Genomic DNA, 18648 nt, shown 5'->3' on the forward strand with positions numbered 1-18648 from the left:
CGGCTCCGGCGGCCGGTGCCGCGGGAGGAAGGCAGGCCGGGCGCGGGAGGAAAGCGGGCCGCACGCGGGAGAATGGGCGGATGGCGAAGGGACGCATCGACGACGGCACGGGCTTCGACGCGGTGCGGGCGGCGCTCGCCGAGGCATCCGTGCCCCGCGACACGCTCGCGACCGCCGCGCGCTACCTGCTGCAGCTGCTGGCCGAGAAGGCGCCGGGGCACACCGTCGAGGTGCGGGTGCCGCCGTTCGGCGCGGTGCAGGTCGTCGAGGGACCGCGCCACACGCGCGGCACGCCCCCGAACGTCATCGAGACGGATGCCTCGACCTGGATCTCCCTCGCATCCGGCCGGTCGAGCTGGGCCGAGGCCGTGGCCTCCGGCCGGGTGTCGGCCTCGGGCACACGCGCGAGCCTCGAGGGGCTCGTCCCCGTGCTGCCGCACAGCTTCACGCTGGGAGAATGAGGGCATGTCCGACGAGCATCCCGAGCCGCGCGAGCAGGTCGATCAGACCCTGGTCGAGGTGCGTCGGCACCCCAAGTACTGGAACTTCATGCTGCTCGGTGCCGTGGTGTTCGCGATCGCCGGCCTCGTCGTCACCTTCGCGATGCCGTACGACGCGCAGACGGCCACCTACAGCCGCGGCACGGTGCTCGGGTTCACCCTGCTGATCGCGGTGGCCGCCGGCCTGGCCCTGGGAGCGGTCGCGGCACTGGTCGCCGAGCGGGTCACCCGCCGCAGCATCCGTCTCGTCGAGGCCGAGCACGTCACCGGCCGCCCGGACGACGTCGACGGCCCCGACGGGCACGCGGACTGAATCGGACCGCGGAATCTCGTCCCAAGGGCGGCGCTTTTCTCGCACAACGTGCGCGTTTCGCTCGAGCTACCGCGCCGGCCCTCGCATGCTCTGAGGTATGGAGTTCGTGAGGTGGGAGTCGGCCACGCCGGACTCCAGGGGCCGTCATGTCGGCATCTTCGGCCTCGCCAACGGCCTCGGCCGCCGCGGACTGCTCGCTCCGGCGGATCACGACTGGTGGCGCTCGGCCAATGACTGGTTCAACAGCGCATACGTCGACCCGAACAGCGTCGCGAGCGGCATCTTTGCCGCGCATCCGTCGGCCACGTGCTGGTTCAAGACGACCGCGACGCACTTGATCGAGCGCATTCCGCCCTATCTCGCCCTGCTTGACCGGTACTCGGTCGCGTGGCGCGAGCGGCTATCGGATGCTCCGGGCCGCGTGATCTACGAAGATGAGGTGCAGGTCGTGGTCGTCGAGGCCGAGGCCGACTCTGATCGCTGAGGAGCCGCGCAGCGGCGTCTCGAAGTGATCGGAGCGGCAGATGATCGTTTCGAGACGCGCGCCGAAGCGCGCTCCTCAACGAACGAGGCTCGTCAACTGAGCTGAGTCGCCTCGACCCAGGCGAGGTACTCGTCGGTGACCGTGCCGGTCACGTACTCGCCGGTGAAGCAGCTCATCTCGAGGTCGTTCACCGCGCTCTGCCCCTCGAGGATGGCGGACTTCATGTCCTCCACCTCCTGGTAGATGAGGTTGTCGGCGCCGAGCAGCTGGGCGATCTCGGGGATGGTGCGGCCCGCGGCCACCAGCTCCCGCCGCGAGGGCATGTTGATGCCGTAGACATGCGGGTAGCGCACCGGCGGCGCGGCCGAGGCGAAGGTGACCTTGTTGGCGCCGGCGGCGCGGGCCATGTCGACGATCTCCTTCGAGGTCGTGCCGCGCACGATCGAGTCGTCGATGATCAGCACGTTCCTGCCCTTGAACTCGCTCGACATGGCGTTGAGCTTCTGCCGCACGCTGCGCTTGCGCTGCGCCTGCCCCGGCATGATGAAGGTGCGGCCGACGTAGCGGTTCTTGTAGAAGCCCTCGCGGTACTCGATGCCGAGCTTCTGCGCGACGTTCATGGCCGCGGGGCGCGAGGAGTCGGGGATCGGCATGACCACGTCGATGTCGCCGCCCGGCACGTGCGCCGCCACGGTGTCGGCGAGGCGGTCGCCGAGACGCAGCCGCGCCTCGTACACCGAGATGCCGTTCATGATCGAGTCGGGGCGGGCGAGGTACACGTACTCGAACGAGCACGGCACGAGCCGCGGCGAGCGGGCGCACTGCTTCGAGTACAGCTGCCCGTCCATCGTGATGAACACGGCCTCGCCGGGCGCGACGTCGCGCACGATCTCGTAGCCGCCGGCCTCGAGCACGAGGGACTCGCTCGAGAGCACCCACTCGTCGCGGTCGCCGGACAGGCCGGTGCGGCGGCCCAGCACGAGGGGGCGGATGCCGAACGGGTCGCGGAAGCCAAGCAATCCGTGCCCCGCGATCATCGCGATCGTGGCGTACGACCCCTCGACCCGCTCGTGCACCTGGCTCACGGCGGCGAAGACCTCGTCGGGGCTGAGCTCGAGCCCGGAGATCTGCCCCTCGAGCTCGGTGGCCAGCACGTTGACGAGCATCTCGGTGTCGCTCGTCGTGTTCATGTGCCGGCGGTCGATGGAGAACAGGTCCTGCGACAGCTCGCGCGTGTTCGTCAGGTTGCCGTTGTGCACGAGGATGATGCCGTACGGCGCGTTCACGTAGAACGGCTGCGACTCCTGCTCGTTGGCGGCGTCGCCCTTGGTCGTGTAGCGCACGTGGCCGAGGCCCATCGTGCCGAGCAGGGCGCGCATGTCACGGGTGCGGAACGCTTCGGTGACCATGCCGCGGGACTTGTGCATGTGGAACATGCTGCCGTCGGCGGTCGCGATGCCGGTCGAGTCCTGTCCGCGGTGCTGCAGCAGGAGAAGGCTGTCGTACACCTGCTGGTTGGCCGGTTCGGTCGAGACGATTCCGACGATGCCGCACATGAGCTAAGCGGTCTCCAAAGAACGAGGATGCGGGTCCCGGATCCGGGCCGCTCAATCCTCCCACATGCCGCATCACGGATGCCTGAGCGAGCCGCCCCGCGACCCTGAGCGCCCGCTCGCCGCCCGGTACCCTGGACGCGTGACCGAGAACAGCACGACCTACCGCGAGGCGGGGGTCGACACGGCGGCCGGCGACCTCGCGGTCGAACTCATGAAGGCCGCCGTCGGCCGCACCCACGGGCCGGAGGTGCTCGGCGGCGTCGGCGGCTTCGCCGGTCTCTTCGACGTCTCGTTCCTCAAGGCGTACACCCGCCCGCTGCTGGCCACCTCGACCGACGGCGTCGGCACCAAGGTCGCCATCGCACAGGCCATCGACAAGCACGACACCATCGGGCAGGACCTCGTCGGCATGGTCGTCGACGACATTGTGGTCGTCGGCGCGAAACCGCTGTTCCTGACCGACTACATCGCCTGCGGCAAGGTCGTGCCCGAGCGCATCGCCGACATCGTCGCCGGCATCGCCCGCGCCTGCTCCGAGACCCGCACCGCCCTGGTCGGCGGCGAGACCGCCGAGCACCCCGGTCTGCTCGGCCCCGACGACTACGACGTCGCGGGCGCCGCCGTGGGCGCCGTCGAAGCGGATGCCGTGCTCGGCGCCGACCGCGTCGCCGACGGCGACGTCGTGCTCGCGCTCGGGTCGTCGGGTCTGCACTCCAACGGCTACTCGCTAGTGCGGCACATCCTCTCCCGGGCCGGCATCGGCTACGGCGATCGCTCCGAGGAGCTCGGCACGACGTGGGGCGAGGCGCTGCTCGAGCCGACCCGGCTCTACACCGCGTCGCTGCTGCGCCTGCTCGCGGACCCGAAGCTCGGCGCATCCGTGCACGCCCTCTCGCACGTGACCGGCGGCGGGATCGCCGCCAACCTCGCCCGCGTGCTGCCACGCGGCTCGTGGGCCGAGATCGACCGGTCGAGCTGGTCGCCGGCGCCCGTGTTCCGCGTGCTCTCCGACGTGGCGGGCAACACGCTCGAGAGCGCCGAGGGCACCTGGAACCTCGGCATCGGATTCTTCGCCGTCGTCGCGCCCGGCGCGGCCGACGCGGCGATCGCGAAGCTGGCCGTCGACGGGATCCCCGCCTGGGTCGCCGGCACCGTGTCGACCGCGCCGCGCGACCTCGCGGGCTTCGAGCAGGGCGCCAAGGGCGTCGACGGCGGGGCCGTGCGCCTCGTCGGCGGCTACGCCTGAGCGATCCGGCCCAGCCTCGACAGCTGACCGGCGCTGATCGCGCGCGAACCCGCCTGAACGGCCGAACGCCCCGCCACCCGGAACGGGAGCGGGGCGTTCGTCACGCGTGACGCGGGGCCTCACGCGCCTTTCGGCTGACGGGCCTCGTATTCGTCTTCCTCTTCGTCCTCGGCCGCGTAGCCTTCCGGCTCGTAGTCGGCCCAGGCCGCATACGGATCGTCCTGGTCGTGCCCATGGCCGCTGAGCTCGCGCTCGAGCGCGGCGTAGTTCACGTCCGGGCTGTAGGACTTCAGCTCACGAGCGATCTTCGTGTGCTTTGCTTTCTGACGGCCGCGCCCCATGCGAGACCCCCTTACGAAGACGGGCCGGACGGGCAATGAGGCGCCCGGCGCACAAACAGACAAGAAATCTAGCGGGTAGTTTAGCATGGGCGACTCGCGCCACCCGTGACTCGATCCTGCCCCACGACCCCGCCGTCTGCCTAGAGAGTCCCGTGTCCCTGCTGCCGCCTTCGACCCAGGTCGTCATCATCGGTGCTGGTCAGGCGGGGCTTTCGGTCGCGTATTTCCTGCGCAGATTCGAGCTCGAGCCGGGCGTCGACTTCGTCGTCGTCGACCGCGGTCCCGGCACCGGCGGCGCCTGGCAGCACCGGTGGTCTGCGCTGACGCTCGGCAGCGCGCACCGCGTCGCCGATCTGCCCGGCATGACCGAGCTCGGGCTCAGCTTCGAGACCGCCGACCACCACCGACCGGCGCGCGACATCGTCGCGGAGTACTACCGCGCGTACGAGCAGCACTTCGGGCTGCAGGTGAAGCGGCCCGTCGAGGTGATGAGCGTCTTCAACCGCGGCGCCGACCTCGTGGTCAACGCCCGCACGCCCGACGAGCACGACGACGACTACCGCGAGGAGATCGTGACGCGGCTCGTCGTCAACGCGAGCGGCACCTGGCAGGCGCCGTTCGTGCCGTACGTTCCGGGCATCGGCGACTTCCGCGGCCGACAGGTGCACACCAACGGCTACGTCTCCGCCGAGGAGTTCCGCGACCAGAGCGTCGTCGTGGTCGGGGGCGGCACGAGCGCCATCGGCTTCATGCTCGAGCTCGAGCCCGTCGCATCCGATCTCACCTGGGTCACCCGCCGGCCGGTGGAGTTCGCCGACGACGAGCGGCTCAGCATGGAGGGCGGGGTGCGCGCCGTGACCGAGCAGGACGCCGCGGCGCGTGCGGGCCGGCCGCTGCCGAGCATCGTGCACGGCACCGGCGTGGCCAAGACACGACGCATCGCGGCCGGCATCGAGCGCGGCCTACTGGTCGCCCGCCCCATGTTCTCGCGCATCGAACCCGAGGGGGTGAGGTGGGCGGACGGCTCGTTCCAACGCGCCGACGCGATCATCTGGGCGACGGGTTTCCGCCCGGAGCTGCGCCACCTCGCGCCGCTGCGCCTGCACAACCGGGGCGGCGGGGTCACGGTGCGCAACGGGGCCGCGCAGGCCGACCCGCGCATCTTCCTGGCCGGATACGGACCGCAGGCCTCGACCATCGGCGCCAATCGTGCGGGCCGGGCGGTGGCGCGGCAGGTCGTTGCCGCGCTCAGCTGAGCCCGCGTGCGGCCGGGGCGGCTGAGCCGCGCTATGCCTTGGCCAGGCGCAGGGAGAATTCGACGGAGCCCTTCGGCTGCACGGTCACGAAGCCCAAGCTGGGCGCCTGCACGCCGTAGTCGGCGAAGGTGATCGGGATGCTGCCGGCGACCTGGGCATCGGCGCCGTCGAAGGCGGCCTGGAGCTGCACGGTGACCTGCTTCGTCACACCGGCGAGGGTCAGATTCCCGGTGGCGTCGTAGCTCTGCGCCTCGCCCACCTTCGGCGTGCCGCTCGCCTGCACCGGCGAGGCCAGCTCGAACACAGCCGTCGGGTACCGGTTGACCCGCATCGCGGTATCGCGGAAGTAGCTGTCGCGCGCCGGCTCGTCGGTCGCGATGGACGCCACGTCGACCTGGATCCGCGCGCTGGTGAGCCGCAGCCCCGAGACGGTGAGGGAGCCGGTGACCTTCTCCGTCCGGCCGACGACCGTGACATCCGTGCCGTTCAGCACCTCTTTGACGCGGTAGCCGGCGTACGAGCCATCCGTCACCTGCCAGCTGCCGTCGACGTCGCTCGCGGCCACCCGCGTGCCCGCGTCGGCGACCCCGGTCGGCGAGAGCGTGACCGTCGGCGCCGCGACCCCGGACCGATCGGCCGCATTGCGATACAGCTTCGGGCCGACGACCGCCGCCACGGCGCCGAGCACCACGACCGCGGCGGCGATGGACAGGAACACGACCGTTCGCCTGCGCATGTGTGCGAGTGTGCGCGCGGTCGGCTGAAGAAGCGCTGGGCGCGGGTGAGGCGATCGCTACGAGACGGATGCCCCGGCCGCGTCGTGCGCGCCGTCGTCGGTCAGCCGGCGGATGCTCGAGGTGCCCTCGACCAGCATCCGGTACACCCGCTCGTAGCCCTCGGCCATCACGGGCACGTCGAAGCGGGCCTCGGCGTGGCGCCGGGCAGCGGCCGGGTCGAGCTCGTCGCTCAGCTCGAGCGCGCGGGGGAAGTTGCGGAAGTCGTCGACGACGAATCCGCTCACCGAGTGCTCGACGATCTCGGGCACGCTGCCGCGCCGCAGCGCGACGACCGGCGTGCCGCACGCCATCGCCTCGATCATGACCATGCCGAACGGCTCCTCCCACTGGATGGGGAACGCCAGGGCGCGGGCTCCGGAGAGCAGCTCGCGCTTGAGCGCCGCGTCGGCCTCGCCGACGTATTCGGCCCCCGGCCCCAGCAGCGGGCGCACCACCTCGTCGAAGTAGCGCCGCTCCTCCGGCTCGTTGAGCTTGCCGGCCAGCACGATGCGGCGGCCCGCCGCGCGGGCGGCCTCGATGGCGAGGTCGGGCCCCTTGTCGGGGCTGAAGCGGCCGAGCCAGAGCACGTAGTCGTCCTTCTGCTCCCGGAACGGGAAGGTGGAGACCTCGATGGCGTTGTGCACCGTGCCGACCCAGTTGAGGCGCGGGTTCAGCCGGCGCTGCGCGTCGGAGATCGCCACGATGTCGACCGTGCGGCCGAGCCGCTCATGGTAGTCGCCGCCCTCGCCCGTGACGGGCCCGTGCATCGTGACGACCGTCGGCTGCGTGCGGCCCCGGGCCAGCAGCGGCCCCGCGAGGGTGTGGTCGTGCACGAGGTCGATCTCGAGCCCCTCCAGGGCGCGCGCCGCCTCGGCGGCGGCGATGACCTCGGGCATCGGGGTGCCGAGCCGCTCGGTGGGCGGCGCCGGATACACCTGGTGAAAGCGCGTGGCCGCCGTGCGGTGCTCGCCGGCGCCGATCAGCGTGACCTCGTGCCCGCGCGCCACCAGCCCGTCGACCAGCGCCGCGACGACGGCCTCGGTGCCGCCGTAGCCGCGCGGCGGCAGCTCGAACCAGGGCGGTGCGATCATGGCGATCTTGAGGGCCGGGCGCCCGTCGGCGGCGAGGCCGGGCTGCGGTTCGTCCGGCATGCGGGCCGGGGTGTCGACGATGGTCATCTGATCCTCCTTGAACAAGCCGTGCGGGAACGGAGTGAACGAGAAGGTCCTGCGCCGTTGGAGGAACCAAAGTTGCAATTCGAGTTGTAACATTGGTGGAGTCGCATTCGCAACATACGTCACCTGGAGTTCATGGCACGGAAGCCGTCGGATGGGAGGTCGTGGAATGTCTGACCCGAATCAGCCCGCATCGAATCAGGGCATCATCACCGTCGCGCCGACCACCGTCACGCTCGTGGAGGGCTCGTCGTTCTGCGTGAGCTCGGCCAACGGCGACATCCACGGGGAGAGGTCGGAGGGACTGTTCGTGCGCGACACCCGTCTGCTGTCGCGCTGGGCGCTGCACATCGACGGTGCGCCCGTCGAGGCGCTGTCCGCCATTCCGGCAGAACCGTACGAGGCGCGCTTCATCGGCCGCGCCGCCGCGCGCCCCGGCCAGGTCGAGCCGACCCTGGTCGTGGAGCGCTCCCGCTACATCGGCCAGGGCATGCGCGAAGACATCACCCTGCGCAACTTCGGGCAGGAGGCGGCGGGCGTCGAGCTGCGGCTCGCCGTCGACGCCGACTTCGCCGACCTGTTCGAGGTGAAGGAGCACCGGCCGCCGCGCGGACGGCACGTGTCCCGGCGCGCCGTCGGCTCCGACCTCGTGCTGTGGACGGAGCACGGCGACGGCCGCGGCGTGCGGGTGAGCGCACCGGGGGCGATCGCGCTCGAGCACCAGCTGCGCTTCGATGCCGTCGTACCCGCCGGCGGGGAGTGGTCGGCGACCGTGGAGGTCGTCGCGAGCGTCGACGGCCAGGAGCTCGCCGCCTCCTTCCCCCTCGGCGAGCCCGTCGACGACGCCGAGCCCGCTCGCCGCATGCGCGGCTGGCGCGCCTCCGTGCCCGACATCACCGTCGCCGACCCCGCCCTCGCGCAGGCGCTCGAGCGCAGCGAGCAGGACCTCGGCGCCCTGAGGATCGTCGACCCCCGGCATCCGAACGACGATGTCGTCGCTGCGGGCGCGCCCTGGTTCATGGCGCTGTTCGGTCGCGACTCGCTCATCACCAGCTGGATGACGCTGCCGTTCTCGCCCGAGCTCGCGATGGGCACGCTGCGCACGCTGGCACGGATGCAGGGGCGCAAGGTCGACCCGCTGACCGAGGAGGAGCCGGGCCGCATCCTGCACGAGGTGCGCCTCGGCGCCGACCTGTCGCTCGCGCTCGGCGGCGACAGCGTCTACTACGGCTCCATCGACTCGACGCCGCTGTTCGTGATGCTGGTCGGCCAGGCGGCGCGCTGGGGCGTTCCGCTCGACCAGCTCGAGCCGCTGCGGCCCGCCGTCGACGCCGCTGTGCGCTGGATCGTCGAGTACGGCGATCGCGACGGCGACGGATTCGTCGAGTACCAGCGCGGCACGGACCGGGGCCTGCTCAACCAGGGCTGGAAGGACAGCTTCGACGCGATCGCCTTCCGCGACGGCGCCGCTGCGACGGCGCCGATCGCGCTCGCCGAGGTGCAGGGCTACTGCTACGCGGCGTTCCTGGCCAAGGCCGACCTCGACGAGCGCTTCGGCGACGCGGGCTCCGCCGAGGAGTGGCGCCGCCGCGCCGCGGAGCTGAAGGCGCGCTTCCGCGAGGCGTTCTGGCTGCCCGACGAGGGGTACCTCGCCCTCGCGCTCGACCGCGACAAGAGGCCGGTCGACGCCATCGCCTCCAACGCGGGGCAGTGCCTGTGGTCCGGCATCGTCGACGAGGCCGACGCGGGAGCCGTCGTGGAGCGGCTGCTGTCGGACGAGATGTTCACCGGCTTCGGCATCCGTACCCTCGGCACGCGCAACGCGCGCTACAACCCCGTGAGCTATCACAACGGCTCGGTGTGGCCGCACGACACGGCGCTGATCGCGGCGGGCATCGCCCGCTACGGGTACACGGAGCAGGCCCAGCGCGTCGTCGACGGACTGATCGACGCGGTGCGCGCCTTCGGGGGCCGGCTGCCCGAGTTGTTCTGCGGCTTCGACCGGACCGACAAGCCGGTGCCGGTGCCGTACCCGACCTCGTGCTCGCCGCAGGCGTGGGCGGCGGCCGTGCCGTTCGAGCTGCTGCGCATCTCACTGGGCCTCACGCCCTCCGGCGAGCCCGGCCGGCTCGACGTGGGCACCGCGCCCGAGCGGCTCGGCGAGGTGACGATCGACAAGCTGCCGTTCGAGCACGGCCGCGTCAACGTGCGGGCCGACAGCGCGGGCGGCTCGGTCACCGACGGCTCGGTCACCGACGGCTCGGCCACCGGCGGCTCGGCCACCGAAGACAGTCGGCTCGCGCCGGCCGAGGCGAACTGAGCGGGCGGGGAGAACGATGAGCGGCGCATCCGATGACAGGGCGCGCACCGGCCCGGCCGGGCCGGCCCGCGACGAGCCGTTCTACACGATCGGCCAGGTCGCCACGCTGCTCGACGTGCCGCAGGCGCAGCTGCGCCGGCTCGACGAGCTCGAGGTCGTGCAACCGGAACGGTCCACCGGCAATCAGCGCCGCTACTCGCAGGATGAGATCGACACGCTGCGCGAGGTCATCGAGCTGACCGACGAGGGCGTCACCCTGCCCGGCGTGCGCAAAGTGCTCGAACTGCGCCGGCGCGTCGACGAGCTCGAGCAGCAGCTGGCGAGCAAGGCGGGCGAGGCCGGCGAGGTGAGCGGGGACCGCAAGGGCGACTGAGGCGCGGATGCCGCGGGCGAGCCGCTACCGCAGCTAGTGCTTCCGCGCTCCGGCCGGCATGCGCTCGAGCGACGACGAGGCCTGCTGCTGTTCGGCGAGAGCGGCTTCCATGCCCTTCACCTCGGCGTTGGCGGCGGCGATGGCCTCGGCCGCCGCGGCCGCACGTGCGGCCGGCGTCGACTTGACCGGACGCCTCGTCGGCATCGAGCGCACCGGCTCGCCGCGGCGGTCCTGGCCCGGAAGCGGGCGGGAGCGGCGGCCGTAGATGAGCTCGGAGGAGTCCAGCAGCCACGGCACGAGCGCGATCACGACGCCGTGCACGAGCATGAGCTGCTTGCTGATGCGCCGGGCGCGGTGGTTGTGCAGCAGCTGCTCCCACCAGTGGCCGACGATGTACTGCGGCAGGTAGACGGTGACGACCTCGGAGCCGCAGAACTCGCGCCGCTTCTTGATGTACTTCGCGAGCGGCAGCGCGTAGTCGCGGTAGGGCGACTCGATCAGCGTCAGCGGCACGTGGATGTTCATGTCCTTCCACTGCTGCTTCAGCTTCTCGGTCGACTCGGGGTCGACGACGATGTGCACGGCCTCGATCGAGTCGTGCTTCGCGGCGATCGCGTAGTCGAGCGCCTTGAGCACGGGCTTCTGCATCTTCCCGACGAGCACGATCGCGTGATCGCCGTTCGAACCGAACTTCGTCGTCGGGTCGGGCTCGACCTCCTTCTCGACGTCGCGGTAGTAGCGGTTCACGCCGAGCATCAGGAACCACAGGATCGGCATGATGATGAACACCAGCCACGCGCCGTGCGTGAACTTCGTGATGGTGACGACGACGAGGACCGAGAAGGTGAGGATCGCGCCGAACGAGTTGATGCACAGGCTGCGCACGATCGCGCCGCGGGTCATCACCTCGCCGTCGGGGGTACGGATGCCTCCGCTCGCGGCCTCTCCGTCGCGCAGCAGCTTCGTCCAGTGCCGCACCATGCCGGACTGGCCGAGCGTGAACGAGACGAACACGCCGATGATGTACAGCTGCAGCAGGTGGGTGAGGCTCGCCTGGAAGATCACGAGCAGCGCGATCGCCGCGAGGGCCAGGCCGATGACGCCGTTCGAGAAGACGAGACGGTCGCCCCGGGTGGTCAGCGCCTTCGGCGCGTAGGAGTCCTTCGCGAGCACGTAGGTCAGCAGCGGGAATCCGTTGAACGCCGTGTTGGCCGCCAGCAGCAGCACGACGGCTGTCGCCGCCTGCACGACGAAGAACAGGATCGAGTTGTTGCCGAAGGTCGCCGCGGCGATCTGGGCGATCAGGCTGCGCTGCGGCTCGGTGGCGCACTGGGCCCAGCCGACCAGGTCGCACGGATTCTCGGCGTAGTGCACGCGGGCCACGAGGCCCACCACGGTGAGCCCCGAGAACAGCAGCACCGAGATGGTGCCGAGCAGGGCGAGGGTGGTGCGGGCGTTGCGGCTCTTCGGCACCCGGAACGCCTGCACGCCGTTGGCGATCGCCTCGACGCCGGTCAGGGCCGCGCAGCCGGAGGCGAAGGTGCGCAGGAGCAGCAGGATCAGGGCCGCCTGGGCGAGGTTCTCGCCGTGCACCGTGTACTTCGCCGACTCGGCGACCGGAGCGTGCCCGAAAGCGATGCGGATCAGGGCGGTGACCACCATGACGCCGATGGAGGCGATGAAGATGTAGGTCGGCACCGCGAAGGCCTTGCTGGCTTCGCGCACGCCGCGCAGGTTGGCGACGGCGATCAGCACCACGAAGAGCACCGCGAGGGCGACGCGCAACGGCGAGAGCGCGGGGATCGCCGAGATGATGTTGTCCACGCCGGAGGCGACGGACACCGCGACGGTCAGCACGTAATCCGTGAGCAGGGCGGCCGCCACGACGAGACCGGCCTTCTCGCCGATGTTCTTGTGGGCGACCTCGTAGTCGCCGCCGCCGGACGGGTAGGCCTTGATCAGCTGGCGGTACGAGGCGACGACGGTGATCAACAGCACCACGACCGCTGCCGCCACCCACGGGGCGAGGGAGAGGAACGCGAGGCCGCCGCCGAGCAGGATCATCAGCAGTTCCTGCGGGGCGTAGGCGACCGAGGAGAGCGCGTCCGAGGCGAAAATGGGTAGGGCGAGCCGCTTCGGCAGCAGTTGGCCCTCGAGCTTCTCGCTGGCCAGTGGCTCCCCGAGCAGCCACCGCTTCGCTCTGAACGTCTCGGTGGCGGGGGCCTTACCCTCGCTTGTCACGGGGGGCCAATCTACTACCCGTTAAACCACTGGCAAAACCGCGTGTCGCGTGTCAAGGCCAGCGCTCAGCCGGCACCCATCCAATGCCGAGTCTCGGGGCGTTTGACGGGTGATCCCGCGGGGTAACGGGAGCGGCTCGCATGAGCGCCGCAGCGCCCAGTGCCGCCTCAGTGCCGCAGGCTATCGATCAGCTCGGCGCGCACCCGGGCCAGCTCGGCGCGCAGGCGGCCGACCGCGGCATCCGTCAGCTCGCCGCGCGCGGCGTGCGCGCGCAACTCGCTGCGCAGCTGCTGCCGGAAGTTGTTGATCGCGAGCTCGGCCTCCCGCAGCGCGAACCGCGAACTCAGCTGCGCGTCGGCGACGGCGCTCTGCACGTTCCGCACGCCCTCCCGGGCGTCGCGCTTGGACTCGCGGGCGGCGCTCGCGAGGTCGGCGCGCAGCGACTTGAGTGCGAGGTTCACGCCCTCGCGCACCTCGTCGGCCAGGCGTCGCACCGAGTCGGTGACCTCCTGCTCGATCGTCTCGAGCTCGGCTTCGCGCGCGGCGAGCTCGGCGCGCCCCGCATCCGTGATCTCGTAGACCGTCTTGCGGCCGACGGTGGTCTTGGTCACGAGCCCGTCCTCCTCGAGCTTCGAGAGGCGCGGGTAGATGGTGCCGGCGCTCGGGCTGTAGGTGCCGCCGAAGCGCCCCTCGAGGGCCTGGATGAGCTCGTAGCCGTGCCGCGGGGCGTCCTCGAGCAGGCTCAGCAGGTAGAGGCGCAGGCTGCCGTGGCTGAAGACGGGCGGGGTCATGCGCTCGGCTGCCCCGTCCTGTGCGCGTCATCGGATGCTTGCGCCGGTGCGCGTCGCACGACCGAGAGGTTGCCGCTGACGGAGTTCGCCGTGACCTCGATCCAGTGCCCGTCGAGCGGGCCGTCCTGGTAGTCGAAGTTGCGGGCCGAGGCCCCGCGGAAGATGGAGTTCTGCACCTGCAGCACGCCGCTGACGGTGTTGACCTTGTAGCGCGCCGGCACGTCGGCGTCGATGCGCAGGGTGAGGTCGCCGCTGACGGTATTGGAGCGGATCGTGTCGGGGATGCCCGCCACGTCGAGGAACACATTGCCGCTGACGCCGTCGACCGAGACGCGGCTCAGGGTGCCGCTCGCGGTCACGTCGCCGGAGACCGTGTTGGCCTTGAGCGCGCCGAGGTGGGCCCGGACCGCCAGCTCTCCGCTGACCGCGTTGAGCCGGAGGTCGCCGACCAGGGTGTCGGCGGTGAGGTCGCCGCTGACCGTGCTCAGCTCGGCGTCGGTGATGAGGCCCGACACGAGCGCGTCGGCGCTGACGGTGCCGAGCTTGAGCGCGACGTCGCGCGGCACGAGCACGCTGACGTGCGCCTTCGCCTTGCCGTTCCACGACTTGAACACCTCGATGAAGTTGTCCCAGCGCAGCTGCGGGTGGTCGATCTCGAGCTTGTCGCCGGTGAGCGTGACCTTGAGGTCCTTGCCCTCGACGTAGGTGATCTCGACGCGCGTCGTCGGCTCGTCGTGCCCGATCACGTCGACCTGGCCGCCGATCAGACCGATCTTCACGGCGCGGATGCCGTCGAGATCGATGGTCTTGGTCTGGCCCGGGTTGATGAGCCATTTCTCTTCGGACATTGCCGCCCTCCCTGTTGTCGCGATATATCGCGTTTGCTCCTGCCGCCGAGCGTAACACGATATATCGCGTTTGCAACCGTGAACTGCGGCATCATGGAGAGGTGCGGGTCGAGGTGCGCGGGTTCGAGCCGAGCGATGGCGACGCTGTTCTGTCCGGCATCCTGGCGGCGGAGGACTTCGCGCTCGCGTTGACCGGGTATTTCCCGGAGCCGGGGGACCTGCAGAGCTTGTTCTATGCGCTGCCAGAGGGTGCCGCCCCGGAGCAGAAGCGAGTGCTCACCGTCACTGCGGACGGCGAGCCGGTAGGTGTCGTCGACGCCGTGCTCGACTGGCCGCAGATCGGCGTAGTGACCTCGTCACTGTTACTGGTGCATCCCCGGCGGCAGCGAGTGGGGATCGGATCGGCGGCGCTCGGGCGGGCACGCGAGACCGGATATCGCGCCGTTCGCGCCTCGTGCCCCCGCGGATGGGCGCCGGGGGAGCGTCTTCTGACTCGGGCGGGTTTCGAGCGAAGTCCGGCCGATACCGTGCCGATGAACCGGGTGGTGCATCCGCATGAGGGGGAGCATCCGTCGGATCTGTGGCGACGGGAGCTCTGATCCTCGCGCGGACGCTCAGGTGTGCGTGACCCGCGGCTGGAAGGATGCCCCCATGCGCAACCTCGCCGTGCTGAGCATGAGGAACCGGGCGCTCATCGCCCTCATCACGATCTGCGCCGCGTTCTTCGGCGGGGTGGCCCTCACCCACCTGAAGCAGGAGCTGACGCCGACCATCCAGTTCCCCGAGCTCGTCGTGATGACGAGCTACCAGGGCGCGAGCCCGGAGGTGGTCGCGAACGACGTCAGCGACCCGATCGAGCAGGCTATCCAGTCGGTTCCCGACCTCGAAAACACCTCGGCGGTCAGCAACACGGACCAGTCGCTGATCACCGCCGAGTTCACCTACGGCACCGACCTCGCCACGGCCGAGCAGAAGATCGACCAAGCGATCAATCGGATCAAGTCGCAACTGCCCGACGGCGTCGACCCGCAGGTGATCAGCGCGAGCATCGACGACCTGCCGGTGGTGGAGATCGCGGCGACCGGGGTCAGCGACACCGCGAAGCTCGGCGACGACATCACCCGGCTCGCCCTGCCCGAGGTGAAGAAGGTCGACGGAGTCAGCGACGCGCAACTGATCGGAGTGGCGGGCAAGCGCGTCACCATCACCCCCGATGCGGCGAAGCTCGCGGCCGCCGGGCTCACCACTCAGTCGATCACCGACGCGCTGCAGAGCAACGGCGTGCTGATCCCGGGCGGCTCGATCACCGAGCACGGCAAGACGCTCAGCGTGCAGGGCGGGTCGCAGCTCACCTCCCTCGACGACATCAGGTCGCTGCCGCTGATCGGCGGGTCGTCGGCGAGCAGCACGAGCACAGGCAGCGCGAGCACGAGCACAAGCGCGGGCACGGATGCCTCGGGGGAGAGTTCCGCGGCGGCGGGCGGGGGCTTCGAGACGCCTGCTGCGCAGGCTCCTCAGCCGACGAGTGCGGCTCAGCCGACGAGTGCGGCTCAGCCGACGAGTACAGCGACGGCTGCTGCGCAGGCTCCTCAGCCGACGGAGGCGGCGAAGCCGAAGACGATCGGCGACGTCGCATCCGTCAAGCTCGCCACCGACCCGACCACCTCGCTGTCGCGCGTGAACGGCAAGCCGGCGCTCACGATCGCCGTCACCAAGCTGCCCAGCGCCAACACGGTCGAGGTGGCGAACGGCGTGAAAGACCTGATGCCCGACCTCGAGGACAAGCTCGGGTCGAACGTCAAGCTCACCGTCGTGTTCGACCAGTCGCCGTTCATCGAGCAGTCGATCTCGTCGCTGGCGGAGGAGGGCCTGCTCGGCCTCGCCTTCGCGGTGATCGTGATCCTGGTGTTCCTGTTCTCGGTGCGCGCCACGATCGTGACGGCGATCTCGATCCCGGTCAGCGTGCTGATCACCTTCATCGTGATGTGGGGCGCGGGCTACACGCTGAACATCATCACGCTCGGCGGTCTCACGATCGCCGTCGGCCGCGTCATCGACGACTCGATCGTGGTCATCGAGAACATCAAGCGGCACCTCGTTCCCGGCGCCGACCGCGCCGCCACAGTTATCAAGGCCGTGGGCGAGGTGGCCGGCGCGATCACGGCCTCGACGATCACCACGGTCGCCGTGTTCCTGCCGATCGCCTTCGTGAGCGACGTGACCGGCGAGCTGTTCCGCCCGTTCGCGCTCACCGTGACCATCGCGCTGCTGGCCTCGCTGCTCGTGGCGCTCACCATCGTGCCGGTGCTCGCGTACTGGTTCGTGCGGCCGCCGAAGCTCACCGAGGGCAGCCGCGCCGCCATCGAGGCGCAGATCGAAGAAGGCCGGATCGACGAGTTGGAGCGGCCGTCGGCCCTGCAGCGCGGGTATCTGCCGATCATCCGGTGGACGCTGCGCCACTCCGGCCTCACCGTGATCATCGCGGTGATCGTGCTGATCGGCACGCTCGGCCTCGCGCCCCTGCTCACCACCAACTTCCTCGGCTCAAGCGGGCAGAACACCATGACGGTGAACCAGCATCTGGACCCGGGCTCGAGCCTCGCCGCCAAGGACGCGGCCGCGCGCAAGGTCGAGAACGTGCTGCTCAAGATCACGGGCATCGAGACCGTGCAGACCTCCGTCGGCTCCACGGGCAGCGCGCTCAGCGACGCGTTCGGCGGCGGCACGGGCGGCACGACCTTCTCCATCACCACCAACCCCGACGCCGACCAGGAGGCGCTGCAGGACACCGTCGAGAAGAGGCTCAAGAAGATCACGGATGCCGGCGAGATCGTGCTCTCCTCGTCATCGGGCCTCGGCGGCGAGTCCAGCGACATCGAGGTCGACGTCACGGCCTCGAACGACGCGGAGCTGCGCGCCGCATCCGATGCGCTCGTGAAGAAGCTGTCGGGCTACTCGACGCTGAAGCAGGTGACCAGCAACCTGTCGGCGTCGCTGCCGTACCTCGCCGTCGACGTCGACCGCGAGAAGGCGGCCGAGGTCGGGCTCACCGAGGCCGCCGTCGGCTCGATCGTCTCGCAGGCCATGCAGCCGCAGCAGGTGGGCACGATCGCGATCGACTCGACGACGCTCGAGATCTACCTCGACGACCCGGATGCGCCCACGACCGTCGACCAGCTGAAGAAGCTGCAGGTGCCGACCGCGACCGGAGAGGTCGCGCTCTCCAGCATCGCCGACGTGCACGAGGCGACGGGCCCGTCGTCGGTCACGACCGAGAAGGGGCTGCGCAGCGCCACGATCACCGCAACCCCTGCCGGGGACGACCTGAGCGCCGCGAACAGCGACGTGTCGGCCGCGCTCGCCGACGTCAAACTGCCGGCCGGGGCGGATGCCACGATCGGCGGCGTCTCGGCCGACCAGTCGAAGGCGTTCTCGCAGCTCGGGCTCGCGCTGCTCGCCGCCATTCTCATCGTCTACGTCGTCATGGTCGCGACCTTCAAGTCGCTGCGGCAGCCGCTGCTGCTGCTCGTGTCGGTGCCGTTCGCGGCGACCGGCGCGATCGCGCTGCAGCTCATCTCGCGCATCCCGCTCGGCGTCGCCTCGCTGATCGGCGTGCTGATGCTGATCGGCATCGTCGTCACCAACGCCATCGTGCTCGTCGACCTGGTGAACCAGTACCGCGCCCGCGGGCACACGGTGCCCGACGCCGTCGCGCACGGCGCCTCCCGCCGGCTGCGGCCGATCCTGATGACGGCGCTGGCGACGATCTTCGCGCTGCTGCCGATGGCGTTCGGCCTGACCGGGCACGGGTCGTTCATCTCGCAGCCGCTCGCAATCGTGGTGATCGGCGGACTCGTCTCCTCCACGCTGCTGACGTTGATCGTGCTGCCGACGCTGTACAACCTCGTCGAGGGCGCGCGCGACCGCCGGGCGGCGAAGCGGGCCGGCCGCGAGGCATCCGCCCAGGCCCAGCCCGATAGCGTGGACGCGTGACGGACGCCTCGACCGACCTGCCCACCCGCAAGGGGACGTGGGCCTGGGTGCTCACCCTCGGCTCGCTGATCTGCCCCGTGATCGCCCCGCTCGTGTTCGTCGTCGCGGGGGTGTTCGCCTACCACTGGTACAACAAGCAGCGCGACGTCGGCGCCGTGAACGCCCGCAACGCGGCGAACTGGACCATCACGTATGCCCTCGTCTCGGTGATCTGCGCGGTGGTCGTCTATCTGCTGGGGGTGTTCTCGAGCCTGGCGCCGTTCGTGCTGGGCGCGCTCGCGTTCGTGTTCCTCGGGGTGTGGGTGGTCGCGACGCTGATGACGATCGCCTACGGGGTCATGGGCATCGTCGCCGCGGTGAAGGGGCGCGCCTTCGAGACGGCGTTCACCTGGCGCCCGGTCAAGGGCGCCGCCAGCTGGGACGGCTGAGCGCGGC

17 protein-coding genes are annotated in these 18648 nt (G+C 70.5%); 10 read left to right on the forward strand and 7 right to left on the reverse strand.

Annotated elements, in window-relative coordinates; all coding sequences use genetic code 11:
• The first annotated feature begins 80 nt into the window (after window positions 1-80).
• The 3 genes from H563_RS0108030 to H563_RS0108040 all read left to right on the forward strand — a co-directional run bounded on the left by H563_RS0108030 (window position 81) and on the right by H563_RS0108040 (window position 1297).
• Window positions 81-461 (forward strand): sterol carrier family protein, encoded by a 381-nt coding sequence (locus H563_RS0108030; RefSeq protein ID WP_022882089.1) that lies wholly within the window; start codon window positions 81-83, stop codon window positions 459-461.
• Window positions 462-465: 4 nt separating this feature from the next.
• On the forward strand, window positions 466-813 hold the full coding sequence (locus H563_RS15670) for a hypothetical protein (RefSeq protein WP_022882090.1): 348 nt from the start codon (window positions 466-468) through the stop codon (window positions 811-813).
• A gap of 97 nt (window positions 814-910) precedes the next feature.
• Window positions 911-1297 carry a hypothetical protein gene (locus H563_RS0108040; RefSeq protein ID WP_022882091.1) on the forward strand — a complete coding sequence of 129 codons (387 nt, stop codon included), beginning with the start codon at window positions 911-913 and terminating at the stop codon, window positions 1295-1297.
• 92 nt (window positions 1298-1389) lie between these two features.
• On the opposite strand, the gene purF is transcribed toward H563_RS0108040, so the two are convergent.
• Window positions 1390-2853, reverse strand: coding sequence for an amidophosphoribosyltransferase (gene purF / locus H563_RS0108045; RefSeq protein WP_022882092.1), 1464 nt, complete (start codon window positions 2851-2853; stop codon window positions 1390-1392).
• Window positions 2854-2992: 139 nt separating this feature from the next.
• Here purF and purM point away from each other — a divergent pair, with 139 nt between their 5' ends.
• On the forward strand, window positions 2993-4099 hold the full coding sequence (gene purM, locus H563_RS0108050) for a phosphoribosylformylglycinamidine cyclo-ligase (RefSeq protein ID WP_027479240.1): 1107 nt from the start codon (window positions 2993-2995) through the stop codon (window positions 4097-4099).
• 119 nt (window positions 4100-4218) lie between these two features.
• On the opposite strand, the gene H563_RS0108055 is transcribed toward purM, so the two are convergent.
• Entirely contained in the window at window positions 4219-4440 is a 222-nt protein-coding gene (locus H563_RS0108055; RefSeq protein ID WP_022882094.1) for a DUF3073 domain-containing protein, read from the reverse strand.
• Window positions 4441-4592: 152 nt separating this feature from the next.
• Here H563_RS0108055 and H563_RS0108060 point away from each other — a divergent pair, with 152 nt between their 5' ends.
• On the forward strand, window positions 4593-5696 hold the full coding sequence (locus H563_RS0108060) for an FAD-dependent oxidoreductase (protein WP_022882095.1): 1104 nt from the start codon (window positions 4593-4595) through the stop codon (window positions 5694-5696).
• A gap of 31 nt (window positions 5697-5727) precedes the next feature.
• On the opposite strand, the gene H563_RS0108065 is transcribed toward H563_RS0108060, so the two are convergent.
• Entirely contained in the window at window positions 5728-6432 is a 705-nt protein-coding gene (locus H563_RS0108065; RefSeq protein ID WP_022882096.1) for a YceI family protein, read from the reverse strand.
• A 57-nt stretch (window positions 6433-6489) separates the two neighbouring features.
• Entirely contained in the window at window positions 6490-7650 is a 1161-nt protein-coding gene (locus H563_RS0108070; protein WP_022882097.1) for a glycosyltransferase family 4 protein, read from the reverse strand.
• 166 nt (window positions 7651-7816) lie between these two features.
• Between H563_RS0108070 and H563_RS15675 the strand changes: the two genes are divergently transcribed.
• Window positions 7817-9967 (forward strand): amylo-alpha-1,6-glucosidase, encoded by a 2151-nt coding sequence (locus H563_RS15675; protein WP_022882098.1) that lies wholly within the window; start codon window positions 7817-7819, stop codon window positions 9965-9967.
• Between the two features lie 16 nt (window positions 9968-9983).
• The gene (locus H563_RS15680) at window positions 9984-10340 is read left to right on the forward strand and encodes a MerR family transcriptional regulator (RefSeq protein WP_022882099.1); all 357 of its coding nucleotides are present in this window, start codon (window positions 9984-9986) and stop codon (window positions 10338-10340) included.
• Window positions 10341-10373: 33 nt separating this feature from the next.
• Here H563_RS15680 and H563_RS15685 read toward each other — a convergent pair whose 3' ends face one another.
• The 3 genes from H563_RS15685 to H563_RS0108095 all read right to left on the reverse strand — a co-directional run bounded on the left by H563_RS15685 (window position 10374) and on the right by H563_RS0108095 (window position 14220).
• Window positions 10374-12581, reverse strand: a complete 2208-nt coding sequence (locus tag H563_RS15685; protein WP_022882100.1) for an APC family permease — start codon at window positions 12579-12581, stop codon at window positions 10374-10376.
• 167 nt (window positions 12582-12748) lie between these two features.
• On the reverse strand, window positions 12749-13372 hold the full coding sequence (locus tag H563_RS0108090; protein ID WP_022882101.1) for a PadR family transcriptional regulator: 624 nt from the start codon (window positions 13370-13372) through the stop codon (window positions 12749-12751).
• A complete protein-coding gene (locus H563_RS0108095; protein ID WP_022882102.1) occupies window positions 13369-14220 on the reverse strand; it encodes a DUF4097 family beta strand repeat-containing protein in 852 nt (283 codons plus the stop codon). Before H563_RS0108095 ends, H563_RS0108090 begins: the two co-directional genes overlap by 4 nt.
• 101 nt (window positions 14221-14321) lie before the next feature.
• Here H563_RS0108095 and H563_RS17355 point away from each other — a divergent pair, with 101 nt between their 5' ends.
• The 3 genes from H563_RS17355 to H563_RS0108110 are packed head-to-tail and all read left to right on the forward strand — an operon-like array spanning window position 14322 to window position 18641.
• Complete coding sequence (locus tag H563_RS17355) at window positions 14322-14819, forward strand: GNAT family N-acetyltransferase (RefSeq protein ID WP_022882103.1); 498 nt, start codon at window positions 14322-14324, stop codon at window positions 14817-14819.
• Between the two features lie 52 nt (window positions 14820-14871).
• Window positions 14872-18213, forward strand: coding sequence for an efflux RND transporter permease subunit (locus H563_RS15695; protein WP_022882104.1), 3342 nt, complete (start codon window positions 14872-14874; stop codon window positions 18211-18213).
• Window positions 18210-18641, forward strand: a complete 432-nt coding sequence (locus H563_RS0108110; RefSeq protein WP_022882105.1) for a DUF4870 domain-containing protein — start codon at window positions 18210-18212, stop codon at window positions 18639-18641. The genes H563_RS15695 and H563_RS0108110 overlap by 4 nt, the downstream gene beginning before the upstream one ends.
• Window positions 18642-18648: the final 7 nt, after the last annotated feature.

Origin of the sequence: Gryllotalpicola ginsengisoli DSM 22003 (assembly GCF_000419445.1) — a bacterium.
Classification (GTDB): domain Bacteria; phylum Actinomycetota; class Actinomycetes; order Actinomycetales; family Microbacteriaceae; genus Gryllotalpicola; species Gryllotalpicola ginsengisoli.